25 protein-coding genes are annotated in these 26,976 nt (G+C 68.2%); 16 read left to right on the forward strand and 9 right to left on the reverse strand.

What is annotated here, in order from left to right:
• Positions 1-145 precede the first annotated feature (145 nt).
• The 3 genes from mutS to azf all read left to right on the forward strand — a co-directional run bounded on the left by mutS (position 146) and on the right by azf (position 4,314).
• Positions 146-2,968, forward strand: coding sequence for a DNA mismatch repair protein MutS (mutS, locus tag NO887_RS02295; RefSeq protein ID WP_256416886.1), 2,823 nt, complete (start codon positions 146-148; stop codon positions 2,966-2,968).
• 55 nt (positions 2,969-3,023) lie between these two features.
• A complete protein-coding gene (locus tag NO887_RS02300; protein WP_256416887.1) occupies positions 3,024-3,374 on the forward strand; it encodes a cell division protein SepF in 351 nt (116 codons plus the stop codon).
• A gap of 76 nt (positions 3,375-3,450) precedes the next feature.
• The gene (gene azf, locus NO887_RS02305; RefSeq protein WP_256417019.1) at positions 3,451-4,314 is read left to right on the forward strand and encodes an NAD-dependent glucose-6-phosphate dehydrogenase Azf; all 864 of its coding nucleotides are present in this window, start codon (positions 3,451-3,453) and stop codon (positions 4,312-4,314) included.
• 39 nt (positions 4,315-4,353) lie between these two features.
• On the opposite strand, the gene NO887_RS02310 is transcribed toward azf, so the two are convergent.
• A complete protein-coding gene (locus tag NO887_RS02310) occupies positions 4,354-5,022 on the reverse strand; it encodes a DUF309 domain-containing protein (RefSeq protein ID WP_256416888.1) in 669 nt (222 codons plus the stop codon).
• A gap of 362 nt (positions 5,023-5,384) precedes the next feature.
• Here NO887_RS02310 and NO887_RS02315 point away from each other — a divergent pair, with 362 nt between their 5' ends.
• The 7 genes from NO887_RS02315 to NO887_RS02345 all read left to right on the forward strand — a co-directional run bounded on the left by NO887_RS02315 (position 5,385) and on the right by NO887_RS02345 (position 11,066).
• The gene (locus tag NO887_RS02315) at positions 5,385-5,768 is read left to right on the forward strand and encodes an urease subunit beta (protein WP_256416889.1); all 384 of its coding nucleotides are present in this window, start codon (positions 5,385-5,387) and stop codon (positions 5,766-5,768) included.
• Between the two features lie 13 nt (positions 5,769-5,781).
• Positions 5,782-7,494, forward strand: a complete 1,713-nt coding sequence (gene ureC / locus NO887_RS02320) for an urease subunit alpha (protein ID WP_256416890.1) — start codon at positions 5,782-5,784, stop codon at positions 7,492-7,494.
• Between the two features lie 15 nt (positions 7,495-7,509).
• A complete protein-coding gene (locus NO887_RS02325) occupies positions 7,510-7,881 on the forward strand; it encodes an urease subunit gamma (protein WP_256416891.1) in 372 nt (123 codons plus the stop codon).
• A complete protein-coding gene (gene ureG / locus NO887_RS02330; protein ID WP_256416892.1) occupies positions 7,878-8,501 on the forward strand; it encodes an urease accessory protein UreG in 624 nt (207 codons plus the stop codon). Before NO887_RS02325 ends, ureG begins: the two co-directional genes overlap by 4 nt.
• Positions 8,502-8,683: 182 nt before the next feature.
• Positions 8,684-9,637, forward strand: a complete 954-nt coding sequence (locus NO887_RS18515) for an urease accessory protein UreD (RefSeq protein WP_345780155.1) — start codon at positions 8,684-8,686, stop codon at positions 9,635-9,637.
• Positions 9,634-10,284, forward strand: a complete 651-nt coding sequence (gene ureE, locus NO887_RS02340) for an urease accessory protein UreE (protein ID WP_256416894.1) — start codon at positions 9,634-9,636, stop codon at positions 10,282-10,284. Before NO887_RS18515 ends, ureE begins: the two co-directional genes overlap by 4 nt.
• 23 nt (positions 10,285-10,307) lie before the next feature.
• A complete protein-coding gene (locus NO887_RS02345) occupies positions 10,308-11,066 on the forward strand; it encodes an urease accessory protein UreF (RefSeq protein ID WP_345780156.1) in 759 nt (252 codons plus the stop codon).
• Between the two features lie 84 nt (positions 11,067-11,150).
• On the opposite strand, the gene NO887_RS02350 is transcribed toward NO887_RS02345, so the two are convergent.
• The 3 genes from NO887_RS02350 to NO887_RS02360 all read right to left on the reverse strand — a co-directional run bounded on the left by NO887_RS02350 (position 11,151) and on the right by NO887_RS02360 (position 15,918).
• The gene (locus tag NO887_RS02350) at positions 11,151-13,157 is read right to left on the reverse strand and encodes a type II secretion system F family protein (protein ID WP_256416896.1); all 2,007 of its coding nucleotides are present in this window, start codon (positions 13,155-13,157) and stop codon (positions 11,151-11,153) included.
• A complete protein-coding gene (locus NO887_RS02355) occupies positions 13,154-15,571 on the reverse strand; it encodes a type II/IV secretion system ATPase subunit (protein WP_256417020.1) in 2,418 nt (805 codons plus the stop codon). Before NO887_RS02355 ends, NO887_RS02350 begins: the two co-directional genes overlap by 4 nt.
• A 209-nt stretch (positions 15,572-15,780) precedes the next feature.
• Entirely contained in the window at positions 15,781-15,918 is a 138-nt protein-coding gene (locus NO887_RS02360) for a hypothetical protein (protein WP_256416897.1), read from the reverse strand.
• Positions 15,919-16,001: 83 nt separating this feature from the next.
• Here NO887_RS02360 and NO887_RS02365 point away from each other — a divergent pair, with 83 nt between their 5' ends.
• Positions 16,002-16,913, forward strand: a complete 912-nt coding sequence (locus NO887_RS02365) for an HpcH/HpaI aldolase/citrate lyase family protein (protein ID WP_256416898.1) — start codon at positions 16,002-16,004, stop codon at positions 16,911-16,913.
• 279 nt (positions 16,914-17,192) lie between these two features.
• Here NO887_RS02365 and NO887_RS02370 read toward each other — a convergent pair whose 3' ends face one another.
• The 5 genes from NO887_RS02370 to NO887_RS02390 form a co-directional block, all read right to left on the reverse strand.
• Complete coding sequence (locus NO887_RS02370; protein ID WP_256416899.1) at positions 17,193-18,941, reverse strand: L-lactate permease; 1,749 nt, start codon at positions 18,939-18,941, stop codon at positions 17,193-17,195.
• A gap of 178 nt (positions 18,942-19,119) precedes the next feature.
• Positions 19,120-19,569, reverse strand: a complete 450-nt coding sequence (locus NO887_RS02375) for an acyl-CoA thioesterase (protein ID WP_256416900.1) — start codon at positions 19,567-19,569, stop codon at positions 19,120-19,122.
• Positions 19,570-19,677: 108 nt separating this feature from the next.
• Positions 19,678-20,133: a pyridoxamine 5'-phosphate oxidase family protein gene (locus tag NO887_RS02380; protein ID WP_256416901.1), complete on the reverse strand. Its 456-nt coding sequence runs from the start codon at positions 20,131-20,133 to the stop codon at positions 19,678-19,680.
• 131 nt (positions 20,134-20,264) lie between these two features.
• Positions 20,265-20,447 (reverse strand): TFIIB-type zinc ribbon-containing protein, encoded by a 183-nt coding sequence (locus NO887_RS02385; RefSeq protein ID WP_256416902.1) that lies wholly within the window; start codon positions 20,445-20,447, stop codon positions 20,265-20,267.
• A gap of 100 nt (positions 20,448-20,547) precedes the next feature.
• On the reverse strand, positions 20,548-21,183 hold the full coding sequence (locus tag NO887_RS02390; protein ID WP_256416903.1) for a helix-turn-helix domain-containing protein: 636 nt from the start codon (positions 21,181-21,183) through the stop codon (positions 20,548-20,550).
• Positions 21,184-21,217: 34 nt separating this feature from the next.
• Between NO887_RS02390 and NO887_RS02395 the strand changes: the two genes are divergently transcribed.
• From NO887_RS02395 to NO887_RS02415, 5 genes are all read left to right on the forward strand, one after another.
• Positions 21,218-21,358 carry a hypothetical protein gene (locus NO887_RS02395; protein WP_256416904.1) on the forward strand — a complete coding sequence of 47 codons (141 nt, stop codon included), beginning with the start codon at positions 21,218-21,220 and terminating at the stop codon, positions 21,356-21,358.
• Positions 21,359-21,414: 56 nt separating this feature from the next.
• Complete coding sequence (locus tag NO887_RS02400; protein ID WP_256416905.1) at positions 21,415-21,804, forward strand: winged helix-turn-helix domain-containing protein; 390 nt, start codon at positions 21,415-21,417, stop codon at positions 21,802-21,804.
• Positions 21,805-21,951: 147 nt separating this feature from the next.
• Positions 21,952-23,706: a PAS domain-containing protein gene (locus NO887_RS02405; RefSeq protein WP_256416906.1), complete on the forward strand. Its 1,755-nt coding sequence runs from the start codon at positions 21,952-21,954 to the stop codon at positions 23,704-23,706.
• Between the two features lie 60 nt (positions 23,707-23,766).
• Positions 23,767-25,881 carry an acetate--CoA ligase family protein gene (locus NO887_RS02410; protein WP_256416907.1) on the forward strand — a complete coding sequence of 705 codons (2,115 nt, stop codon included), beginning with the start codon at positions 23,767-23,769 and terminating at the stop codon, positions 25,879-25,881.
• Entirely contained in the window at positions 25,878-26,969 is a 1,092-nt protein-coding gene (locus NO887_RS02415) for a phosphotransacetylase family protein (protein ID WP_256416908.1), read from the forward strand. Before NO887_RS02410 ends, NO887_RS02415 begins: the two co-directional genes overlap by 4 nt.
• Positions 26,970-26,976: the final 7 nt, after the last annotated feature.

A 26,976-nucleotide genomic window follows, 5' to 3' on the forward strand; every position in this document is an offset into this window, starting at 1 on the left:
GCGGTGTCTCCCGTCGAGAGACCCCTGCGGGACACGTCTCGGTTGGCACGGATCGGGCCGGGACGACACGGCGACGACTCTGCAGTCGACGGCGATCCGGCCGCCACCCGTAGGGTTTTACCCGCCGACGGCGGGAGTACGGTGTATGGCTACGGGGATCGTCGGGGAGTTCCTCGATCTCAAGGCGGAGACGGACGCGGACGTCCTCGCGATGCAGTGCGGCGACTTCTACGAGTTCTTCGCGGACGACGCGGAACTGGTCGCCGACGAACTCGACTTGACCGTTTCACAGAAATCCTCTCACGGCTCGTCGTACCCCATGGCGGGCGTGCCGCTCTCGGAGCTGACCCCCTACGTGAAGGCGCTCGTCGAGCGGGGGTACCGGGTCGCAGTCGCCGACCAGTACGAGACTGACGACGGTCACGCCCGGGAGATCACGCGCGTCGTCACGCCCGGCACGATGATCGAGACGACGGGCGAGGACGCGCGGTACCTCGCGGCCGTGGTGAGCGGGGGAGATGACGGTGGGCGCGGCGGCAACTCGGGCGGCACCGCGCCGAGCGAGAACGGACGGTCCGACGCCGACCGCGTCGACGGCGGCCCCTACGGACTCGCGCTCGCCGACGTCACCACCGGGCGGTTCCTCGTCACCGAGGTCGCGGACGCGGGCGACCTCCGCGCGGAGCTGTACCGGTTCGACCCCGCGGAGGTGCTTCCGGGACCGGCGCTCCGCAACGACGACGACCTGCTCGCCGCGGTCCGCGACGATCTGTCCGGGTCCGTCTCGCTTTTCGACGCCGAGGCGTTCGCGCCCGGCCGAGCGACCCACGCGGTCCGCGAGCAGTTCGGCCGCGAGACCGCGGACAGCGTGGGGATCGACTCCGAGTTGGCCCTGCGGGCGGCGGGCGCGGTGTTGGGGTACGTCGAGGAGACCGGGGCGGGCGTGCTGGCGTCGATGACGCGGCTCACCGCCTACGGCGACGACGACCACGTCGAGCTCGACGCGACCACCCAGCGCAACCTGGAGATCACGGAGACCATGCGCGGCGACGCCGAGGGAACGCTGTTCGAGACCGTCGATCACACCGTGACCGCCGCAGGCGGGCGGCTGCTCCGCGAGTGGCTCACGCGGCCGCGACGCGACCGCGACGCGCTGGAGCGGCGGCTCGACGCGGTCGAGGCGCTGGCGTCGGCGGCGCTCGCGCGCGACCGGCTCCGCGAGACGCTCGGCGACGCCAGCGACCTCGAACGGCTCGCATCGCGGGCGACGAGCGGAAGCGCGGGCGCGAGAGAACTGCTCTCGGTCAGGGACACCCTCGCCGTCGTCCCGGCGCTCGCCGACGCGGTAGGCGAGAGCGACCTCGCCGACTCGCCGGTCGCCGGTGTTCTGGACGGGATCGACCGCAACCGCGCTGCCGAGTGGCGCGAAGAGCTTGCGGGCGCGCTCGCCGAAGACCCGCCGAAAACGAAGACGCAGGGGGGGCTGATACGGAAAGGGTACGACGACGACCTCGACGAGCTGATCGCGAGCCACGAGGAGGCGAAGACGTGGCTCGACACGCTCGCAGACCGCGAAAAGCGGCAGTACGGGCTCAGTCACGTCACGGTCGACCGCAACAAGACCGACGGCTACTACATCCAGGTCGGCAAGTCGGTGGCCGATCAGGTGCCCGATCACTACCGAGAGATCAAGACGCTGAAGAACTCGAAGCGGTTCGTCACCGACGAGTTAGCCGAACGCGAGCGCGAGGTGCTCCGCCTAGAGGAGGCCCGCGGCGAGCTGGAGTACGAACTGTTCGAGGAGCTTCGCGAGCACGTCGCGGGCGACAGCGAACTGCTGCAGGACGTGGGGCGAGCGATCGCCAAACTCGACGCGCTCGCCTCCCTCGCGACCCACGCCGCCGGCAACGACTGGACGCGTCCCGAGTTGACCGACGACCGGCGGCTCGACGTCGACGCCGGCCGCCACCCGGTGGTCGAGCGGACCACGGACTTCGTGCCGAACGACCTCGCGCTCGACGACGAGCACGGCTTCCTCATCGTCACCGGCCCGAACATGAGCGGGAAGTCGACGTACATGCGGCAGGCCGCGCTGATCCAACTGCTGGCGCAGGCCGGAGCGTTCGTCCCCGCGCGGGCGGCCGAGGTGGGGCTCGTCGACGGTATCTACACCCGCGTCGGCGCGCTCGACGAGCTGGCACAGGGGCGGTCGACGTTCATGGTCGAGATGCAGGAGCTGTCGAACATTCTCCATTCGGCGACCGCCGACTCACTCGTGATCTTAGACGAGGTCGGCCGCGGCACGGCCACCTACGACGGGATCTCGATCGCGTGGGCGGCCACGGAGTACCTCCACAACGAGGTCCGCGCGCGGACACTGTTCGCCACACACTACCACGAGCTGACGACGCTCGCCGACCACCTCCCGCGCGTCGCGAACGTCCACGTCGCGGTCGACGAGCGCGACGGCGACGTGACGTTCCTCCGCACGGTTCGCGAGGGGCCGACGAACCGGTCGTACGGCGTCCACGTCGCGGATCTCGCCGGGGTTCCCGAGCCTGTCGTCTCCCGCGCCGACAAGGTACTCGACCGGCTCCGCGAGGAGAAGGCGATCGAGGCGAAGGGCGGAACGGGCGGCGACGCCGGGAGTCAGACGGGAGCCGACGACACCAGACAGGTCGTCTTCGACCTCTCGTCGGGGTCGTTCGCCGGCGGCACGGAGAACGGAACGTCGACGACGGGGGACGAGCGCGAGGCGGCCGCGGGCGACGCGGCCTCCGCCGCGGGCGAGTCGAGCGGGACCGCGGAGGGAGAGTCGAGAGGGACCGTGAAACGAGTCGACGGCCTCGACCCGGAGACCGAGGCCGTGATCGAGGAGCTGGCCGATGTCGATGTCGCGGCGACCGCGCCGGTGGAGTTGCTCTCGCGGGTGCAGGAGTGGCAGGCGCGGCTCGACGACTCGGATTGACCTCGACACAGCGTCTGACGTAAGAACTAATGTCCGACCTCGTCGTGTGGTGTGTATGGGTATTATGAGCAAGATCCTCGGCGGCAGCGGAAACCGCTCCGTCGACGACTACGTCGAACTCGACCTCGACGACTTCGCCGAGGCGCACGCGGAAACGGGAATGCAGGTACACATCGCGGAGATCGGCGACCAGAGCGACATCATCCCGATCAAAGACGCCGTCTACGACGGCGACTTCGTCATCGCGGACATCACCCGCCACTCCACGTCGGACCGGACCATAGAACACATCGTCGACGAGCTTCGACAGGTCGCCCAAGAGGTCGACGGTGACATCGTCCAGAAGGGCGACGACCAGATCGTCGTCACCCCGACCGGCGTCAGCGTCTCCCGAGAGAAGCTCTAGGGCTCGTCTGCACTCGGGCAACCGGTTACGGTCGAACCGTGCATTATATGCCCGTCTCGCACCCATGGACGACCGAATGGACGAGCCGGTCCTGCTGACCGGTGCCGGGGGACGGGTAGGACAAGCCATCCTCAACGGCATCGGCGGCGAGTACGACTGGCGGCTCCTCGACCGGGAGCCGCTCCCGCGAGCGAAGGTACCGGACGGCGTCACTGATGCCGACCTGTACGTCGCGGACATCACCGACGAGCGCGCGGTTAGGGAGGCGATGGCAGACGTCAACGCCGTCGTCCACCTCGCCGGCGACCCGCGAAAGACCGCCCCGTGGGACTCGGTGCTCCGGAACAACATCGACGGGACGCAGGTCGTGATGCGCGCCGCCGTCGACGCCGGCGTCGATCGGTTCGTGTTCGCCTCCTCGAACCACGCGGTCGGCGGATACGAGACCGACGACCGGACGCCCGACCTGTATCGAACGGACGACGACTACCGGCTCGACGGCACCGAACTGCCGCGGCCGGGAAACCTCTACGGCGTCTCGAAGGCGACCGGCGAGGCGCTCGGACGGCTCTACCACGACAAACACGGACTGAGTGTCGTCTGCGTCCGCATCGGCAACCTCACCAAGGACCACCCTCCCCGGGAGTACGAGCGCGGACAGGCGATGTGGCTCTCACACCGTGACTGTGCGCATCTATTCGATCGCTGCCTGCAGGCGGAGTACGGCTACGAGATCGTCTACGGAATTTCGAACAACGACCGCCGCTACTACTCTATCGAGCGCGCCCGCGAAGCGCTCGGCTACGACCCCGCCGACAACTCCGCCGACTACACGTTCGACGGTGAACCGAAAGACGTCGTCGACGTGGACGACGGCGACGACGACGCGACCCCCGCAGAACCGAACTTTCCCTCTAACCCGGACACGCGCGGGGCGTAACTGTCGACCGCCGCGAGCGCGGCATGCTTCTCGACGGCGTCAGAACAGACCGTCGACGTCGCGCTGTTTCCGGCGCTCGCGGTCAACGTGATCCGCGAGCCGCGCGGCCACCTGCGGACGCGACGACGGCTCGCGACAGAACGCGACGACCAGCTCGGTGACCGTCGTTCGGCCGGTCCCGCGTTCCGCGCGGGCGAGCCTCGCCGCCTCCTCGACGGTCGCCTCGGTCCCGGCGTCGACCGCGCCGGCGAGCGCGGGTGCGGCGAGCAGCGTCGCCGCGAGGTCGAGGTCCGGGAGAGCCAGAGCCGTACCGTCCACCCGGATCGCCGGCGGCGACGTGCGCTCGATCACCTCCGGGTCCGCGGCGAGTCGCCGACACCAGTCGCGGACAGGTCGGACATGGACACCCCGGCCCGCGTCGGCGTCGTCCCCGATATCCGTCTCCCCGGCGGCGTCGACTGCGCCGAGATACCGGGCCGCGTTCTCCGCGCAGCCGACCGCACCGGACCAGTTCCACGCGGTCGCGTGGTGTGTCGCCGCGGCGGCCGCGATCAGCCCGTGAAACAGCCGCTCGGCCGCCCCGGATTCGAGCGGGAGCCACGCCGCCTCCCACGGATCGTGGGCCGCGAGCGCGTAACCCTCGTTGAACAGCGCAGCGCCCGCGGCGAGGGCGGCGTCGAGGTCGATATCGGTGCGGCGCTCGGTCACAGCGAGTCGTCCGTTCTGCCAACGGATAAGCGCTGAGTCAGCGGCGAGCGATCCCGATAGCCGACACACCGGTCCCGCAACTCCGGGGAGGTTCCGCAGTCGCACGCCGAAACCCGAACGCAGGCAGCGCGCTGAACTGAAATTATCGAACGAACGCCGAGTTTTGAAAAGATAGATGACCGAACCGACGACGTGGGCGAAAATATTGCCAGACTAATAGAGAACCAACAGCTATACGGGAACATAACCGTACAGAACTACACTAAGAGGAAGTATTTTACACGTAATATCCGAACGATGATCTAGTATGGTGGACGAACCAGCAACCGATTGCGAGCGGTCTCGACGGAGTGATCGGGCCGATGAGTGACATCGTTCCGGGCGAACTGCTGCCGGCCGACGAGCCGATCGAGATCAACGCCGGACGGGAGACCGCGTCGGTCACCGTCGAGAACACCGGGGACCGACCCTCACAGGTCGGCTCGCATTTCCACTTTTTCGAGTGCAACAAGGCGCTCGAATTCGACCGCGAGGCCGCCTACGGCATGCGGCTCGACATTCCGGCCGGAACGGCGGTCCGGTTCGAGCCGGGGTGTGAGGAGGACGTCGACCTCGTCGCGTACGGCGGCAACCGAATCCTCCACGGCATGGGCGGGCTCGTCGAGGGCGATCTCGACGACGAGGCGGTCAAACAAGCGGCCTTCGAGCGGGCACGCGAGGCGGGCTACATGGAGGCGGACGGATGAGCGAGGCGGACGGATGAGCCGCGAGCTCTCGCGGAAGGCGTACACCGATCTCTTCGGGGCCACGGAGGGCGACCGGCTGCGGCTCGCCGACACGAACCTCCTCGCGGAGATCGAGACGGACCACGGCACCTACGGCGACGAGGCGGTGTTCGGCGGCGGCAAAACGATGCGCGACGGGATGGGGATGCAGCCCGGCACGACACAGGCCGACGGCGCGCTCGATTACGTCTACACCAACGTCGTCGTCATCGATCCCGTCCTCGGCGTCCAAAAGGGCGACATCGGCGTTCGCAACGGGAAGATCGCCGGCGTCGGGAAGGCCGGCAACCCGGATACGATGGACGGCGTCGACGACGACCTCGTCATCGGCGCGAGTACCGACACCGTCCCGGCCGACGGCCTCATCGCGACGCCGGGCGCGTTCGACATCCACGTCCACTTCAACAGCAAGGAGCTGTTCGAACACGCCCTAGCCAGCGGTATCACGACGATGTTCGGCGGCGGGTACGGCGGCGGCGCGACGACGTGTACGCCCGGTCCCGAGAATATCAAACGTTTCCTGCAGGCCGCAGAGGAGTGGCCGATGAATGTCGGCTTCTACGCGAAGGGGAACAGCAGCCAGCCCGAACCTATCCGCGAGCAGATCGAGGCCGGCGCGACGGGGCTCAAACTCCACGAAGACTGGGGGTCGACGCCCGCCGTCATCGACACCGCCCTCGACGTGGCCGACGAGGAGGACGTGCAGGTGTGTATCCACACCGACACGCTCAACGAGTCCGGCTTCGTCGAGGACACCTTCGACGCCATCGACGGGCGGACGATTCACACCTTCCACATCGAGGGCGCGGGCGGCGGCCACGCCCCCGACGTGCTCGAACTCATCGGTCACGAGCACATGCTGCCGTCGTCGACGAACCCGTCGATGCCGTACACCGTCAACACGTTCGACGAGCACCTAGACATGGTGATGGTCTGTCACCACCTCAATCCTGACGTGCCCGAGGACGTTGCCTTCGCCGAGTCGCGCATCCGGTCGGAGACCATCGCCGCCGAGGACGTGCTCCACGACATGGGCGCGATCAGCATGATGACCTCCGACTCGCAGGCGATGGGTCGCATGGCCGAGGTGATCTGTCGGACGTGGCAGACCGCCCACAGCATGAAGGCCCAGCGCGGCCCCCTCCCGGCCGACGAGGGGACGGGCGCGGACAACGCCCGGATCGAGCGCTACGTCGCGAAGTACACGCTCAACCCCGCGAAGGTCGCCGGCATCGATCAGTACATCGGCTCGCTGGAGACGGGCAAGATGGCAGACGTCGTGCTCTGGGAGCCGGAGTTTTTCGGCATCAAGCCGAAGTACGTGATCAAGGGCGGATTCCCGGTCCACAGCGAGATGGGCGAGGCCAACGGCTCGCTGATGACCTGCGAGCCCGTGATGCAGCGCTCCCGCGAAGGCGCGGTCGGCAAGGCGAAGAACGCCCTGAGCACGACGTTCGTCAGCGAGGCCGCCTACGAGAACGACATCGGGGACGAACTCGGTCTCGACGCGCGGGTGCGTCCGGTTCGCGGGACCCGGGAGGTCGGGAAGTCCGACATGCTGCACAACGACTACACGCCCGAAGAGATCGACATCGACGCCCAGACGTTCGAGGTCGAAGTCGACGGGGAACACGTGACGTGTGAACCCGCCGAGGAACTCCCGCTCGCACAGCGGTACACGCTGTAACACGATCTACACTCTATGAAACTCTCACCCAAGGACAACGAACGACTCACGATATTCATGGCCGCGGAGCTGGCCAGACGGCGGAAAGATCGGGGAACCGCACTCAACCACCCGGAGACGGTCGCATATATCTCCGACTGGGTCTGCGAGCGCGCCCGCGAGGGGGAAAGCGTCGCGGAGATCCGCGCGGAGGCGACGAGTCTCCTCTCCCGCGAGGACGTGATGGACGGCGTGCCCGAGATGGTGGACATGGTGCAAGTGGAGCCGACGTTCCCCGACGGAACGAAGCTCGTCACCGTCCACGACCCGATCCGGAGCGACAGCCGGGAGCAGCTGAACGATGACGACGGCGCGGAGGTCGACAGCGCGGAGGGTGACGGCGCGTGACGGGCCATAGAGACGTGGCCACGGTCGGGCTCGGCGGTCCCGTCGGCTCCGGGAAGACCGCGCTCGTCCAGCGGCTCGTTCCGCGGCTCGACGACGCCGGCTACGACGTGGGCGTCATCGCCAACGACATCATGACGCAGGAGGACGCCGACCGCCTCCGCGAGTCGTTTGCAGACCGTCTCCCGCCGGATCTCGTCGCCGGCGTCGAGACGGGGGCCTGTCCGCACACCGGAATCCGGGAAGATCCCTCGATGAACCTCGCGAAGATCGACGAGTTCGTCGAGCGACATCCCGAGCTCGACGTGGTGTTGATCGAGTCCGGTGGCGACAACCTCGCGGCGACGTTCAACCCGGAACTGGCCGACTACTTCATGTTCGTCATCTCGGTCGCCGAGGGCGACGACATCCCGCGAAAGCGCGGGCCGGGCGTCACGCAGGCCGACCTGCTCGTCGTCAACAAGACCGACCTCGCGCCGCACGTCGACGCCGACCTCGACGTGATCCGCGAGGACGCGGCGACGGTTCGGGGCGATGACCCGACGGCGTTCACCGACTGCAAGGCCGACGACGGGGTCGACGCCGTCGCCGACGCGATCGAACGGAGCGTCCTGTTCGCGTGAGAACCGATATCGACGCCGCCGGTGGGAGCGACCGGGACGCCGACAGCGACGGCAACGTCGACAGCGGCGGGATCGGAGACGGCGACGGCAACGTCGACAGCCGCGGGATCGGAGACGGCGACGGCAACGTCGACAGCCGCGGGATCGGAGACGGCGACAGCGACCACGATGCCGAGGACTCGGTGAACGGAGGTTCCGCGAACGGCGACGACGACGCGGCCGGAGTCGCCGTCCCGCCGGCGTTCCGCGAGTACGGCGAAGAGGAGCTCCAGCAGTCCCCGGCGTTCGGACATGGCAAGGACGGGGTCGCGGACCTCGTGATCGGCCGCGAGGGGGACAACCCCACCCGGCTGCTGTCGGACTTCGTGAAGGTGCCGTACCACCTGACGGGGACGCTCGACAGCGACCCCGCGCCGGGACTGACGACGATCTGTCTGCAGGACCCGACCGCCGTCGTCACGCAGGGCGACCGGCGGCGGCTCTCGGTCGAGGCCCGCGCCGGCTCGCGCGCTCACGTGACCACGCAGAGCGCGACGAAGGTCCAGTCGATGAACGCAAGCTACGCCCACCTCGACGCGACGCTCACCGCCGAGTCGGGCGCGTACGTCGAGTACCTCCCCGGTCCGACCATCCTCAACGAGAACGCGCGATGCCTCCAGACGACGACGGTGTCCGCGGCCGAAGACGCGACCGTCGTCGTCGGCGACGTGTTCGTCCCGGACGGGCTCTCTGACCACGAGCCGTTCGGCTTCGACCACTACCACAGCCGGTTCGAGGCACGCGTCGGGGGCGACCTCGTCTGCGCGGACGCCGTGGACCTCCGTCCCGACGCGCGCGATCCGCGCGATCCGGCGACCGTCGGCGATCACGAGGTCGTCGGAACTCTCTACGTCGTCGCTTCCGCGGAACCCGAGGTCGACGCGCTCGGCGACCGGATTCACGACCGACTCGCCGACGGCGGAGACGACGACCGGGTCGTCGCGGGCGCGTCGGTGCTGCGGGACGACGCCGGCGTCGCGGTGCGCGTCCTCGGCGATCGGAGTGCGGACGTGGTGACCGCTATCGAGGCGGCGTGGGACGAGACGCGCGAGGCGCTTCTCGGCGTCGGCGCGCCGCTGGAGGGCCGCGGCAGATGAGACGCGTCGACGGGGTCATCGGCAACGTCGACGCGGACCCGGAGCTGGCCGAGGCGGTCGCGAGCCACGAGCGAGAGGGGACGCTCGAACGAGTCGTCCTCGACGACACCGAGCGGCGGCGCTCGCGGCTGCGCGTGGCGACCGAGGCGGGCACCGAACTCGGCGTGCTCGTCGACCAACCCGAACTGACCGCGGGCGACGTGCTCCTGATCGACGACGACCGCGCAGTCGTCGTCGCCTTCGAGTCGCGCGAGGCGTTCGTCGTCGAGTTCCCGGCCGCCGAAGCCGCGGTATCGACCGCGGTGGAGTTCGGCCATCGGATCGGCAACCAACACTGGGACGTGGCCGTCGAGGGCGACACGGTCTACGTCCCGGTCGCGGCCGACCGAGCGATCATCGAGGACGTGCTGGGTCCGTACCTGCCGCCCGAGGCCGCGACGCGGTACGAGACCGTCGAGGCCGAGCGCTTCATCGAGGAGGACGAACCGGAGGGCAGCCATGAGCATGAGCACGGTAGCGGCCACGAGCACGGGTCCGCCGCTGACCACGAGCACGGGTCCGCCGCTGACCACGAGCACGGCGACGGCCACGGTTACGACCATGACCACGGAAACGACCACCGGTCGACTCCGGAGGGCGACACGTGAACGACCGCGCCCTGTTGACGGCGATGCGCCTCTCCGATTCGATGCTCCCGGTGGGGACCTACACCGCCTCCTACGGGATCGAGCAGTACCTCAACGAGGACGAGATCGAGACGGCGGACGAGCTAGGTGACCTGATCGAGGGGTACCTGCGCGGGGTGATCGGGCCCGCGGAGATCGTCGCGCTCGGTCACGCGCACCGGTCGGCCGCCGCCGGTGACCTCGACGAGGTGCTCGCGGCCGACGAGCGGCTCGGCGCGGCGACCCTCCCGGCGGAGTTCCGCGACAGCTCACGCAAGGCGGGCTCGAAGCTCCTTGAACTGCTCGCCGAGACCGACGACGGGACTGCCGGTTCGGCGGGTCGCGACGCGGCTGCAGGCGACGGCGTCGCTGGCGTCGCGGCCGTCGGAGGGGGGACTATCGGCGATATCGCAGTCGAGGGCGTGCTGGCCGAGTACGCGGCCGCCTGCGAGGCGGGACGGGCCGACGGCCACTACCCGGTCGCGCTCGGCGTCGTCTGTCAGCGAGCCGGGCTCGACGCCCGCGACGCGGCGCTCGTGAGCGCGTACGGGTCGGTGACGGCCCTCCTCGCGGCGGCCCAGCGGCTCGGGCGGTTCGGACACACCGCGATACAGGCGCAGCTATCGAGGCTGTTCCCCGCGATCGAGACGGTCTGTGATCGCTACCACGACGCTGCGATCGACGCGATGTACTCGTTCGCGCCGCTCGCGGACGCGATGGGTATGCGTCACGAGCGCGCCGACCGCCGGCTCTTCATGAGCTGACGGCGGCGCGGTCGCGGGCTGACGGCGACGCGGTCACGGCTGATGGTGGCGTGGTCGCGGGGTGACAGCGCTCGGCCACACCGCTCACAACAGCCCGCCGAGCGTGAACGCCGCGTAACAGAGCGCGACGAGGACGCCGGAGTGCAACAGCGCCGCGTAGCGTCCGCGGGACGCGGTGCCGGCGAACCAGCCGGAGGCGAGCACCGTCGCCTGCGTGACGACGTACAGCCGGAAGCGTTCGAGGTCCGGGTGGACCGTCTCCGACTCGGTCACGAGGTCGGTGGCGGCGGCCAGCTCCGCGAGCCGCGCCGCGTCGATCACCTGCGTGTTGACGACGGCGACGACGCCGATCACCAGCGCGGCCGCCGCCCAGCCGACCGCGACGTACGGGTGCATCGACGACCGGAGCGCGCGCTGTTCGCTGTACAGTTGGCCGACCTCGATCCGAAGCGTCTCGAAGACGGCGTCGGCGTCGCTGCCGGCGTTCAACGCGCCCGTGACGAGTCCGAGCGTCTCCTCGGCGAGCGGCGTGCCGACGCGGTCGACGAACCGGTCGACGGCGGCCGCGCGAACGTCTGTAGTCTCGCCGGCATCCGCCGCCGACGCCGAGCGAGGTGTCGGGCCGGCCGCGCCGATCGCGCCGGTCGCGGTCGTCGATCGAAGCGCGAATGCGAGGGCAGCAACGTCGCCGTCTAACACCCCGAGGTCGGCCTCGCGGGCGACGGCCTCGACCGCGTCCGGGAACGGTCGCCCGTGTGCCACGTGCCCGGAGACGGCGTGGATGAAGTCGGCGAGTTCGCGGTCCTTTGCGTCATCTATCCGCGTCCGCCGCCCCGCGACGACGCCGACGGGCACCGCGAACGTCGCGTACGCGAGCAGCGCCACGTTGACCAGCGTGTAGCCCGCGACCGCAAGCCACGCCGCGAGACAGACCGCGACCGGCGTGACGACGACCGCGGCGCTCGTCGGGTTTCGGCCGACCGACGCGAGGACCGCCCGGACTCGCCCCGGGCGATCGTAGCTCGCGCGCTGGTTCGGCGGGCGGAGCGTCCCGACGGCGACCGCGCCCGCGAGTCCAAGCGCGACGAGGAAGGCGACCGCCCCGTAGAGCACGACCGCCCGGGTCGGAACCACGCCGACCGGCGTGTCCACCGGCGGGAGGAACTCAGGCGTGACCACCGTGAGCGCCGTCGCCGCGATCACGAGCAGCGCCGGGAGGACGAGCACCGCGACGAAAAGCTCCGTGAGCAGTTCGAGGAACCGTCGGGCCCGCTTGCGGGCGCGGTCCTGCCTGTGGGCCAACATCCGGCTCTCGGTGCGGAGGTACGATGCGAGCGCCGCGTCGCCCGTAGCGGCGTGCTTGCGGAACTTGAGTAAAAACGGCGCGAGCAGCTCTCTCGAGGGCGTGTCGCGGGCGACGCGCCGGAGCCCCTCGTCGAGGCTGCCGGCGAGCCGGGCCGCGTTGAGCGCCTTCTGCAGGGAGGTCGCGGTCCCGCCGTACGCGTCGCTCGCGGCGGTCTTCGCGATCATCGCGCGGGGACCGTCGCTCCCGGAGGCGAGCAGTTCGAGGTACCGGACCGCTCCGGGAAGTGTCCGTTCGATGTCGGTCCGGCGCGTCGCCGTCAGCCACCGGAGGTGAACCCCGCCGAGTCGCACCGCCGCGCGTTTCGCGAGGAGCCCGGTGACCGCGGCGATGCCCGCGGCTGTCACCCCGCGCGACCGGGCGGTCGGCGGGAGCGACGCACCGTCTCCGAGCAGTGCGTCGACCGCGGCGAGCAGCGACGGCGTCACGCTCGTCGCGACGAGAAGCGCCGGACCGGCGACGACGACGCAGGCGACCCACGAGAGTCCGTACACCCGCGACAGATACGTCTCGAATCCCGCATCGAGGGCGGTTCCGCGGTAGCGTTTTCGGTCCGCATCGTGGCGGCGGTCGCTTGCGTGGCGCGCGAACAGCGCGTACAGCACGCGGTCGACGACCGACGCGCGCCCGCTCCGCAAGAATCCGTCGTCCGCGGCGGCGGCGACCGCTGTACCCGCGTCCGGCGGGTCGACGGAGTCACTCGGCCTAGATCTCGGCTCCGCGCTCACGGCGACCCTCGCTCGTGGTCCGGGTGCGTCCCGGCGTCGGATTGGGTCTCGTGGTCCGGGTGCGTCCCGGCGTCGGGCTGTGTCCGCCGGTCGCGCATCGTGCGCGCGGCCCGCTCAACGGTCGCCGCCTCGTCGGTGCGGAGGTCGGCGAGGAACTCGAACAGGTCGTCTGCGTCGTCGACGCCCTCGCGGACGAGGTACTCGACGTAGCGACGCTTGGCGGCGAACTCAGCGGTCACCTCGTCAACGTCGCGGTCGGTGCGAGCGGCCAGCCGAGCGAACGCGTGGACCGCTCGCTCTCCCGCTCTTTGTGGTGCGTCCGATCCGACGCCGGAAGAGGTGGGCGGATCCGACGCCGGTGCGCCCGGGAACCGGAACTCGCCGTCGGGGGTGCGCCACGCGACCGTGTTGTAGTACACCGTCGCGTCGCCCCTGTCGATGACGCCGGCTCCGCCGTGTTTCGGATTTCCGGTCGGGCTGTGCGCCGCGTCCGGGTCGAGCGCCTCGTACTCGTCGGCCGAGAGCAGTTCGACCACCCGCGAGAGGTATCGCTCGCCGCCGACCTGCCGCGGGAAGGCGATCACGTCGATCTCGCGCAGCAGCGAGGGACGGAGCCCCCGCTCGATCACACGGTTGACGAGCGACTCCACGTCCTCGGCGTGGGTTGTGCCTATCACGCCGTGGCCCGTGTTGAGCGTCTCGGCGAAGGTCTCGAAACTCGCCGGCGTGTTGATCTCGGCGATCACCTCGATGTCGGGGTTGAGGTAGTTCGCCTCCGTCATCAGCTCCGACATGCTCACCGCCTTGTACGCGTCCTCGTGATCGCGCGTCGTGAGCGACACCCCGGTCTCGTGCGGGATCCGGACCTCTCTGGATCCCTCGTCGATCGAGACGGGGCGGTCGTCGAACGGAATGAAGGGAGTGTGGGCGTTCAGAAGCGTCGTCTTCCCCACGCCGGTCGGCCCCGCGAAGAGGACGACGCCGCAGTGCTCGTATAGCAGCCACAACAGCGTGACAAGGTCGACCGACAGCGTCCCGCGGTCGATCAGGTCGACCGGCGTCAGCGCGTCCGGCGACTGCTTGCGGATCGAGACGTGCGGGCCGCCCTCAGAGATGACCGGGAGCGCCACCGCACACCGGATCGTCTCCTCGACGCCGTCGACGTCGAGGTTCACCTTCGCGGACGGCGTCGAAGCGTTGAGTTCGGTCCCGTCGCGGGCCGCGAGTCCCGTGACGACGTTGACGAACGCCGTCTCGTTGGTGAACGCGAGGTTGGTCGGGACGCGTGTTCCGGCGGTGGGATCAGGTCCGCTGTCCACCTCGTCGTCGCCGGTGCGCCGGAGGACCGACGAGCGCGGGACGACCTTCACGCGCTCGCCGACGCGGTTGGCCTCAATGTCCTCCAAGTGCGGATCGCGAATTGGAACGGTCAGGATTCCCTCGCCAACGAAGTCGCGGAGCACGTAGTACGCGAGGTCGTCAAGACGGTCGCGGGCGTACCGCGAGTCGACCGGCGGGACCGCGAGACCGCGCGCCGCAAGCGCCGAGCGCACGCGGTGTGCCGCCGTATCGAGCCACGCGCGAGTGTCTCGCGCGGTGAGTCGCTGTGTGAGGAACCGCCGGGCGTGGGCGGCAACGAACGACTCGCGGTCGTCGACGACGCCGTTCACCGAGGTCTCCCAGATCCGCTCTTTGCATTCGTCGATGAGCGCCGCGTCGCCCGGGAGGAGGTCGGGTTCGAGCGCGGCGTACTTCGTCTCGAACGCATCGGAGCCGAGCAGCCGCTCGCGGTAGATCACCACGTCGACGGAGAGTCCCGCGAAGTCGACGGCGTACTGCGCGAGCCGCTCGGCCGCGACCCGTTCGACGTACGGGGCGTCCGCGTCCACCCCCGTTTCGAGGGGGGCGAACGTCTCCGTGTGGACGACTAGTTCCCGCTCGTCTCCGACGTCTGCGATCTCGATGCGGTCGTCGAGAGCGAGAGGCGTCAGATCGCCGAGCAGACGGAGGTCGCGGAGAGCGTGGTAGTCAATCCGGCGGCGCGCGGCGGCGCTCGCGTCGAGCAGTCGGTCGAGCGCGCGCTCGTATTTTGGTTCGAAGCCGGCGGCCGCGCGCTCCACGACGCCGATCCGGGTGAGCGGTCTGCGGTGGCGAACCGCGGAGAAATGGTCGCAGATGCGGTCGAGATCGCGCCCGTCTGCCGGCGAGAGCGGCGGTTCACGCACGTCGTAGCCGAACCGCCCGCCGTCGCGCTCGCGGACCGTCGCCACGACGCCGGGGGCGGCCTCGTACTGCGCGCGAACGTCGGGCGCGTACCATGCCTCCGGGTCGTCCGGGGGGACGGGCGCGGGAACCGTTCCCGCGGGCTCGGCGTCGTCGGAGCCGCCGATACGGAGCGTCGGCCCGTCGCTCACGGTGTCGCCTCGCCGCCCGTGACGGTTCGCGTCTCGATCCGTGTCGTCGCTCGGTTCCCCGCGGCGTCGTCGCCCCTGCTCGTCGTCATCGTCGGTCCGTTCGCGGGTGACCGTCACCCAAGTTAAGCGTTTGTTTTGTAACTGATATGTTGTTTCAGAGACTAGAAATATCGGAACGGGCACGGCTACGGACCGAATCCACGCCGGCGTCAGGCTTTCCCGCGCGTCCAGACGCGCGGGCGATGACGGATACCGTACAAGTCGCGGTCGTACCGGAGGCGGACGGCGAGTTCGAGATGACCGAGCGCGAAGTGTTCGAGCCCGATCTGAACTGGACGGCTCGACACGAAGGTACGCGCTTTCGTCTCGGAGAAAAAAGCCCCGAGTGAGGTAGATTTATTTCCATGCATGTGCGTCGTCTAACCGTCACATGACGGACGTTACTCTTCGTCGGACGCAGCTTGCAACGCCCGCGAGCGACGAGAAAATGATGCACTCGGCCGCCGACAGCGACGCTGACGAGGTCTTCCTCGATCTCGAAGACTCAGTCGCGCCGAACGCCAAGCCCGACGCGCGCGAACCGCTCATCAAGGCCGCCCGCGAGGAGGACTGGAGCGACAAGGTCCTCAGCTTCCGGATGAACGGTATCGACACGCAGTGGTGGTATGACGACCTGATCACCGTCGTCGGCGAGGCCGGCGAGTATATCGACGACATCATCGTGCCGAAGGTGAAGTCCGCGAGCGACATTCACACCGTCGAGAACCTCCTCGAACAGATCGAGGAGAACAACGACTTGGAGGTCGGCGGCATCGGCCTCGAACCCCAGATCGAAGACGGCGAGGGAATGCACAACGTCCACGACATCGCGCACGCGTCTGACCGCCTCTCCTCTATCATCTTCGGCCCCGGCGACTACTCCGCGGCGATGGGCACCCCCGGACTCGACATCGGTCAGTTCCCAGAGTATCCCGGTCACTACTGGCACCACGCCCTCTCGGAGTGTAACGCCGCGGCCAAGTCCGCCGGTCTGCCGTGTCTCGACGGTCCCTACGCCGACATCGAGGACCCCGAGGGCTTCCGCGAGTCCGCCAACAACGCCAACATGATCGGTTGTGACGGCAAGTGGGCGATCCACCCGTCGCAGATCGAGATCGGCAACGAAGTGTTCGCGCCGGACCCGGAAGTCGCCGAGCGCGCAAAGCGCATCGTCGACGCCTACGCCGAGGCAATGGAGAAGGGCCAAGGCGCAGTGAGCGTCGACGGCCAGATGGTGGACGAGGCGACGAACAAGATGGCTCAGGACATCGTCGAGACCGCGGAAGCTGCCGGCATCCTATAGTCGGGTCACCGCGCGCTCGACTCGGTTCGACATCGCTTTTTTCATGACGCCCGCGACCGCGAGCGACAGCACCCGCAGCGTGGATCGCAGCCGGTTCCGACGAGAGGATGAGACCACGGACTGCCAAGGACGGAATCACCCTATTAACGCGGTTCCGACACTCTCACCGAACCGAACCTGCTCCGCGTCGCGTCGTCTACAGCGCATTCTAGCGGAGTCAGAGCAGTACCTCCCGCGGTGACGCGTCAAAAAAAATCCGCGACCGTGACCGAATGCAGTTCAGAAGACGGTCGGGAACAGCACGTAGCTGAACAGCAGGCACAGGATTCCGACACCCGTCGCGTAGTACAGGAGTGGAATGAGGTTCAGCCGCATCACGCGACCTTCCTGTCCGAGGAGACCGACCGTCGCCAGCGCGGCGACGAGGTTGTGGATCGCGACGAGGTTCCCGATGGCACCACCGACGGCCTGCGCGCCGACGATGATCGTCCGCGGGAGCCCGAGCTGCGTCGCCGCCTCGAACTGGAACGCGCCGAAGGTGATGTTCGAGACGGTGTTCGACCCGGCCATCGCCGCGCCGAGCGCGCCGATCAGCGAGGCGAACGCCGGGTAGGCGACGCCGAGCGTGTCGGCAGTCGTCTGCGCGAGCAAGACGATCATGCTCCCGGCCTCGGGCGCGCCCGGATGTGCGCCCGACTGGAGCATCACCTGCACCATCGCGATGACGAAGATCAGCGCGATGAACGGCGAGAGGATCTTCCGACCGGCTTCCTTCCACGCGTCACCGACCTCCTTGCCGGACATGCCGAAGATCGGGATCGCGAGCACGGCACTCACGAGCAGCCAGAAGCCCGGTACGTTCATCCACGCGACCGCGCCGCTGAGTGTCGTTCCGAGGATCCCGTCCCAGCTGACGATGAAGATGTCTCGGTTGATGAAGTTCGAGATCGGGTCGACCGCTCGGGTCACGACCAGAAGCAGGACAAGCAGAACGTACGGCGACCACGCCTTGAACAGCGTCATGTCCTCGCCGCCGCTGAGATCGGCCGCCTCCGCTTCGATCGAATCGGCGTCACCGCCGTTCGAACCGTTCGACTGCCCCGGCTCGATCGAGCCGACCCAGTGGTCGGCCCACCGCTCTCGCTCGGGGAAGTCCCACTCGTCATCCGGCAGGAGGTACCCCGCGCGCAGGATGCTCAGGATGATCGTGCCGCCGACCATCGATCCGATGAGCGACGGGAACTCGGCCGTGAGGAACCACGCCGAGATCCAGTACGGAACCGCGAACGCGATCCCGGAGAGCAGACACAGCGGCGCGACCTCCCACGCCGGTGCCAGCGAGCGCTCGTCCGGATCACCGAAGAAGTAGACGACCATGCCGACGGCGAAAAGCGGCATCACGAACCCGACCAAGGCGTGATACGTCGCCGCCCACGCGGCCACCTCGACCGAGAACTCTTGGACGGTCATGCCACCCTCCTCGATGGCTGTGCGCGTGAACTCGACACTCTCCATCGGGCTCTGTATCCCGACCACGATCGGGGTCCCCACCGCCCCGTACGTGACCGCGATGATGTGCCCGATGATGCCCGCGACCACGGCGGCAAGCGCCGGGAAGCCGAGCCCAAGCAGGAGCGGTGCGACGACGGCGGCCGGCGTTCCGAAGCCGGCAGCGCCCTCGATGAACGTCGCCATGAAGAACGCGATCAACACAATCTGGACGCGTCGGTCGTCGCTGACCGTCGCGAATCCGCGGTTGATCCGGTCGAACGCACCCGCCTCCATCAGCGTGTATAGGAGTACGAGCGCGCCGAAGACGATCCAGAGGATCTCGATCGCCGTCATCACCCCCACGGCGGACGCCCCCGCCAACCAGTTCACCGGCATGTTCCACGCGAAGTAGCCGACCGCGATCGCGGTCACCCACGCCAGCGGCATCGCGCGAGTCGCCGGCCAGAGGAACCCGACCAGCAACACGCCCGCGAGCAGCAGCGGCAGCGCCGCGACGGCGATATCAACGCCAGTCATGCGTCTCCCCTTCGTTGGCTCTGCAGTACCCTTATCCGTCGACGACTCGTGTCATGAGTTGACATCAACATACGACGCGAGTTGCATCACATTCATTAATTATAAATCCCCGACTTCTAGCAGGATTAATCGTGTACCCTATCGGGGATCGGGCGAGGAAAATCGTGTTCGTCTGCTGTCACTGCGCCTCGTCGGGCTCGGCGTCGAGGGCGGCCACACGGAGGCGTCGACATCTGTCCCCGCCCGTTTCGAGATCGGGAACGGGGGTTGGTTCGCCGTTCTCGTCGACCGCGACGAACACGAAGTACGACTCTGTCGTCACCTCGCGCTCCCCGGTTCGCGGGGATTCGCGGAACGCGCGCAGGCGGATGCGGACGCTCGTTCGTCCGGACGCGTACGCGTACGACTCGATGACGCAGGTGTCGCCCTGCGGGATCGGTCGTTTGAAGTCGAGCTCGTTGATCTTGGCGGTGACGCAGGTCTCGCCGGCGTGCCGCATCGCGGACATCGCACCGACCTCGTCCATCCACTTGACGACGTTTCCCCCGTGTGCCGACGCGTAGTTGTTCGTGTGTGTCGGCTGGACTCGCTGCCGGTTCTCGATGTAGGTGTCGCTGACGGTCGGCATACTCCGACATCGTCCGGCCGGGGGAAAGACCCGTCGGCGACTTCCGAGAGCCGTCTCTCGCAGGCAAAGTGTGTCCGAAGCGATCGTCGCGACCGCGCCGGTCCTACCCTACTCGTCGTCGCGGTCGACGACGACGGTTCGTCCCGTGAGGCGATCGGGCGTGAACCGGTAGAGGTCGATGTCGAGGTCGGACTTCCCGTCGGCCCAGATCTCGAAGAGCGGGCGGCGCGTCTCGCCGTACTGCGCGATCGTCTCGGGAGTCAACTCGTCGAGGTCGACGCGGTGGAGCGTGCCCACGCCGACGACGCTGCCGTACTCGTCGCCGTCCTCCTCGTACACCACGATCCGGGCCTGTGGGCTCGACCGGAGGAACTCGCGCTTTTCGCTGTTCGGGGTCGACACCAGCCGGAGAAACACGTCTCGCGAGTCCGAGTCGAAGCCGTAGGAGATGGGAATCGCGTAGGGCGTTTCATCGCGCGCGAGCGAGAGCACGCCGGTCTCGTGTCGGGACAGAAACGCGTCGACCTCCGCCGGGGACATCTCGGCCTCGCTGTTCGTCGCCATACGCACAGTCTCTGCGTACGACGGGATAAAGGATACGAGACGCGCGACCGGACGGTGTGGTTACGCGAGGGTGAAGGCAGGAGGCAGGACGTCGAAGCCGGCCGCGTTCCGGGCGATACCGCACCGATCTCTCACGAGAGGCGATCAGCCGCCGGCGTCCTCGCGAAAGGGGGGGAGTCGATGTCGGCTTCGGTGACGACCGCGCCGCAGACGACACAGCCCGCGTCGAGCAGCGTCGCCCGCATCGCGTCGTCCACCTCGATCGACCGGCGACACTCCGGGCAGACGAAGGTGTGCGTCTGTGCGTCCGTCATGGATGCGGGTTCGGACGCAACGCTCATGAAGGATGGATCGGATTCCTGTCGGTTCGGAATTCGATCACGCAGCACGGACGCTGCGACCTCGCCTCCGCCGTCAGTCGAGCAGCGTCGAGAGCAGCTTCCGCTGTGCGGCGGCGACATGCTCTGAGAACGTCGAGCGATCGATACCGAGAGACTCTGCGACCTCGCCGGCGTTGGATCCCTTGGGGTGGTCGAAGTACCCCGCCTCGTAGGCGGCGGTGAGGACCTCGCGCTGTCGCTCGGTCAGGTCGCTCCGATCGACGGTAACGAGATCCGACTCATCGGGCGTCGAGGACGACTGGAGCAGCTGTAGCACCCGCATGTCGGCACACGACTCCTGAAAGCCGTCGAGCACGGACCGGAGCGTCGGGAGGTCGGTCGCGTGAAACGTGACGATCAGCCGTCCGTCTCGAATTGTCGCCTCCGAGACGGGGACGCCGTGGCGGTCCAGCACCGCAAACGGCGAGTCGGCGCGATACGGTGCCTCGAAGCGATAGGCGACCTTGGTCCCGTAGTCGAACACCACGTCCGCGCCGTCGGCGACCTCGAGGTTGCCGTCCGCGATGAACTCGAAGACGACAGGGTCGCCGTCGCCGTTGGGGGCGCTGCGTGCGACGCTGTAGATCGGCGTCGAGCCGTCGACGATCCCCGCGAACGGCGACGGCGACGCCACCGGGAGCGAGACTTCCGCCCTAATTCCGGACCCCATTCACGTCCGTCCGTGTCCGCCGTCGGTCAAAACGTTGGCGACGCGGGGGAGTGCGTCCGGAAGCGATGCGCGCGAGGAGGAGAGCGGCTACGAGACGGATCGCGAAGAGGGACACGGCTACGAGACGGATCGCGAAGAGGGACTGAGCGACCGCGAGCGGCTGCCGAGGTCATAAAACACCCCGCATATACAGGGACGGTGTTGGGGTGTATGGAACCGGTATCTACGTCCATGAAGCGAAACGCTCCGCACGTGGCGGGTTCGATCACGGCGACCGAGGGCGACGAGACGCTGGACGAGGCGTTCGATCTCTTGGCGGATCCCGACTGCCGCGCGATCCTCCGAGCTGCCGACACGGCCATGACGACGAGCGAGTTCGCAGAGACGTGTGATATCGCGCTCTCGACCGCCTACCGCAAGGTGGAGCGGTTGAGTGACACGCCGCTTTTGATCGAAGGCGTCCGGTTCGATCCGGACGGCGACCACGCGGCAGAGTACACGCGAGGGGCGAGCGACGCCACGATCGAGTTCACTGATGACGGCGTCGCGCTGACCGTGGAGGCCCCCGACACGTCCGATCCAGCCGCCGACTTCGAGACGACGGGCGTTTCAGCCGACTGACTCGCCGAGAGGTGGACTGCCGGCCGATCGCGTGGGACGAGTGCGGACGGTCGCGGCGTACTGCGGGGTCCGCTGGGGTCGGAGTAGAGTTTCGTTTCTGATAATTCGAGAAACAGTCTTATCATTGCGCACAGACGCCGTTCCGATATGTGTGAGCGGGTAGATCCCGAAACGCTCATCGACCTCGCGCAGGACAAGGTCGTGGTTCTCGACGACGACGGGGTCTACCGGTACTGCAACGCGGCCGTCGTCGACATCCTCGGATTCGAGCCCGAGGAGCTGATCGGTGCGGACGCGTTCGAACTCGTCTATCCCGAAGACAGGGCGCGGGTTCGCGCCGTCTTCGACGCGATCGTCGCCGGCGATCGCGAGACTGACGAACCGTTCGAATATCGATACGGAACCGCCGACGGCGACTGGGTCTGGCTCCGGACGATGGTCTACACCCCCGCGGAGACGGGTATTGATGGCTACGTGTTGACGTCGCGCGATGTCACTGAGGAAGTGGAGTCGCGACGGCGGTTGGAGACGATCGCGTCGGCGTCGGCGGACGTGTTCTGGATGTTTTCGGCCGACTGGAGCGAGCTGCTGTTCGTCAACGACGCGGTCGAAAACGTGTACGGCGTATCTGCCGAGACGCTCGAACGGCGGCCACAGAGCTTCCTCGACGCGGTCCACCCCGACGACCGTCCGTACGTCGAACGCGCGATGAGCCAGCTCTCCAAAGGCGAATCGACCCACGTGGACTATCGGCTTGGGACCGAAGAGGGGTCGACAACATGGGTCCGCGTGCCGGGCGAACCGGTGATCGAGAACGGCGACGTGGTCGCAGTCACCGGCTTCGCGCGCGACGTGACGGAGGAGTACCGACGAGAGCGACAGCTCGCGGTGATGGACAACCTGCTGCGACACACGATTCGCAACGACATGAACATCGTCGACGGCACCGCGGCGCAGATCGCAGACCGGGTGGCCGACGCGAGGAGGCGAGACGATGGGGACGCGAGCGGTGGGAACGACGCCGACCGCGACGACGCGACGGGCTCGGGTCCGGGATCACTCCCTCCCGGATTCGCGGACGCCGTCACAGACCACGTCGAGACGATCCAGCGGGTCGCAGACGATCTGTTGACGACGGCCGAGAAGCAGCGCGGCGTGATCGAGATGCTCAACCAACGCAGGTCGCCACGCCCGATCGCGCTCGAACCGGCTGTCGAGGCCGCCGTCGAGATGGTCGACGACGACCACGACGGCCCGGTCGCCACCGACTGCACGCGGTCGGTCGTCGGGCAGTCAGACAGCGCGCAGGGCGCGGGGACGCCCGACGGCGGGAACGTCGAATCGGACGACTGGAACGACGGCGGGAACGTCGGGTTCGACGACGGATCGGGTGACGGCACAGCCCGTGCGAACGTCGCCGACGCGGCCGGCGTCACCGACGCGGACGAGTCTGTGCCGCGACTAGTCGCCTCGTGTCAACCGGACGTGCGGGCGTTCACGCACCCAGAGATCGACTACGCGATCGCCGAACTCGTCGCAAACGCGGTCGACCACGCGACATCGACGCCGGCGGTCCGGATCGACGTGTCAGCCGTGGCCGACACCGTCGACATCTCCGTGTGGGACAACTGCGAGCCGATTCCGCCGGAAGAGCGGTCCGCCGTCACTGACCGATGGGAGATGGACGACATCAACCACACCAACGGAATGGGGCTGTGGCTCGTGTACTGGGTCGCCGACCGGTCCGGAGGCGACATCGCATTCGACACCCACGACGACGGGAACGTCGTGACGCTCTCGCTCCCGAACGCCGACTGCGACGAGACCGAAAACACCTCCACTCCGACTGGGGACGATGACCGACCGGCGATCCGCGATTTGAGCGCGATCTCGAACGATTGATTCGACTTGCGAACCCGCTCCCATCGACCTTAAGCCGCGGGTTCGCGTAGTCGATCGTTGATGGGTACGCTCAACGAGTTGTTCGACCCGGACCGGGTCGCCGTCGTCGGCGCGACACCGCGCGAGGGGGCCGTCGGCCGCGCCGTCACGTCGAATCTGCTCGACGACTTCGACGGCGACACGGTCCCAGTCAACCCGAACTACGACGAGGTGCTCGGGACGCCGTGCGTCGACGACATCGACGACGCGGACGCCGACGTGGCGGTGATCGTCGTGCCGCCGTCGATCGTGTTGGACGCGATCGAGGCGTGCGGGGCGGCCGGCGTCCGCAACGTCGTTGTGATTACCGCCGGGTTCGGCGAGACGGGAGAGGAGGGGGCCGCGAGGGAGCAACGTCTCTCGGAGTTGGCCGACGAGTACGACCTCAATCTCGTCGGCCCGAACAGCTTGGGGATCATGTCGACCTCGTCGGGCATGAACGCCACGTTCGGCCCGGAGAACGCCCTGCCCGGCGGGCTCTCCTTCATGAGCCAGTCTGGCGCGTTCGTCACGGCCGTGCTCGACTGGGCCAACGACAACGGGATCGGCTTCAAGGACGTGGTCTCGCTGGGTAACAAGGCGGTGTTAGACGAGACCGACTTCGTCGAGCACTGGGGATCGGACGAGGACACCGACGTGATCATCGGGTACTTGGAGGGGATCGAGGATGGCCGCGAGTTCATCGACGCCGCCCGCGAAACCTCTCAGGACACGCCGATCGTCGCCGTGAAATCGGGCCGAACGAGCGCGGGCGCGCAGGCTGCCTCCTCGCATACCGGTACGCTCGCCGGCTCCGATAAGGCGTACGAGGCGGGCCTCGATCAGGCGGGCGTCATCCGCGCAGAGTCGGTCGACGAGTTGTTCGACGCCGCCGGAATCTTGGGCAGTCAGCCGCTTCCCGACACCGACAGCGTCGCCATCGTCACGAACGCGGGCGGCCCCGGTGTGATGGCGACCGACGCGGTCGGGGACGCCGACCTCGACATGGCCTCGTTCACCCGCGAGACGAGCGACGCCCTCGCGGAGTCGATGCCCGCGGAGGCGAACATCCATAACCCGGTCGACGTGATCGGCGACGCCGACGTTGAACGGTTCCGCGAGGCCCTCGAAATCACCGTGAGCGACGACAACGTCGGCGCTGCCCTCGTACTAGCCGCGCCGACCGCAACGATCGACTTCGCGGACCTCGCGGACGCGATCGAGGCGGTGAGTGAGGAGATGGACGCCCCCGTGGCGGCCTGTCTGATGGGCGGCGACCGGACCCGCAAGCCGAAACAGCAGCTCCAGTCGCAGGGGATCCCCTGCTACTTCGATCCCGCGCGCGCCATCGACAGCCTCGCGACGCTCGCGACGTACCGCGACATCGAGGCGCGCGAGTACGCGCCGCCGATGACGTTCGACGTGGACCGCGAGTGCGCCCGCGAAATCCTCGCGACCGTCCGTGATCGCGACGACAACCGCCTCGGCGTCGAGGCGATGGAACTGCTCGACGCGTACGGCATCGAGACGCCCGCGGGCGAGATTGTCGACTCGCCCGAACGCGCACGCGAGGTCGCGTCGAGGATCGACGGCGACGTGGTGATGAAGATCGTCTCGCCGGACATTCTCCACAAATCCGACATCGGTGGCGTCGCCGTCGGCGTAGGGGACGCCGACGTCGTGGACACCTACGAGACGCTGATAACTCGCGCGCGAAACTACCAGCCGGACGCGACGCTGCTCGGCGTGCAGGTGCAGGAGATGGTCGACCTAGAGGACGGTGTCGAGACGATCGTCGGCATGAACCGCGACCCGCAGTTCGGCCCCCTGCTGATGTTCGGACTCGGCGGCATCTTCGTGGAGGTGATGGAAGACACCACGTTCCGCGTCGCGCCCGTCTCCGAGCCGGAGGCCAGAGAGATGACCGAAGAGATCCAGTCAGCCCCGCTGCTGCGGGGAGCCCGCGGCCGCGACCCGGTCGATGTCGACGCCGTGATCGAGACGATCGGCCGGCTCTCACAGCTCGTCACTGACTTCCCGGCGATACTCGAACTCGACATCAATCCGCTGGTCGCACTGCCCGACGACGGCGGCGGGACGAACGCCGCCGCCGTCGACGTGAGACTTACGGTTGACCCGGAGGAACTCGACCCATGACAGACACACCCACTCCAGACGAATCTGCGACAGACACGCCCGCGACGCTCGTTACCGCGACCAGCGACCACGTCGGAAAGACCGCGATCGCCGTCGCGCTCGCGCGGCTCGCCGCCGACCGCGGCCGCAGCGTCGGCTACATGAAACCGAAGGGGACCCGGCTCCAGTCGAACGTCGGAAAGACGCTCGATCAGGACCCCATGCTCGCGCGCGAGGTGCTCGGGCTCGACGCCGAGATGCACCAGATGGAGCCGGTCGTCTACTCGCCCACCTTCGTCGAGGGCGCGATCCGCGGCACCGAAGACCCGGACGCCCTGCGCGAGCGGATCCGCGAGGAGTACGAGGCGCTTTCGACTGATCGCGACCACATGTTCGTCGAGGGCGGGGGCAGTTGGACCACGGGCGGCGTGGTCGACCTGACCGACATCGATATCGCGGAACTGCTCGACGCGCGCGTCGTGCTCGTCGCCGAGTACGAGTCGCCGAACGACCTCGACGACGTGCTCGCGGCCGCCGACGCCTTCGGCGACCGGCTCGCCGGCGTCGTGTTCAACAAAGTCTCGGAGGACGCCTTCGACTCGCTCGACCAAGACGGGATCCCCTTCCTCGAATCGAAGGGCGTCACCGTCTTCGGCGCGATCCCCCACGAGAAGGAACTCGCCGGCGTCACCGTCGGCGAGCTCGCGGACGAGCTGGGCGCGGAACTGCTCACCGACGCGCCGACGGACGCCTTCGTCGAGCGGTTCCTCGTGGGCGCGATGGGTGGCGATGAGGCGCTCCGATACTTCCGGCGCGCTCGCGACGCCGCGGTGATCACCGGCGGCGACCGCGCCGACGTACAGACCGCGGCGCTCGACGCCTCCGGGGTCGCGTGTCTCGTCCTCACCGGCGGACACCGGCCATCGGGCGCAGTGCTCGGCAAGGCCGCCGACGCCGGTACGCCCGTGCTCGCCGTCAACACCGACACCGTCACCACGATCGACCGGGCCGAGGGAGTCGTCCGCGGCGGTCGCACCCGCGACGCCCGCACCGTCGAGCGAATGGCGACGCTGCTCGACGCGCACGTCGACGTGGACGCGCTCGTCTGAGGCGGCG

This window comes from Halorubrum laminariae, from assembly GCF_024494655.1.
Lineage (GTDB): Archaea > Halobacteriota > Halobacteria > Halobacteriales > Haloferacaceae > Halorubrum > Halorubrum laminariae.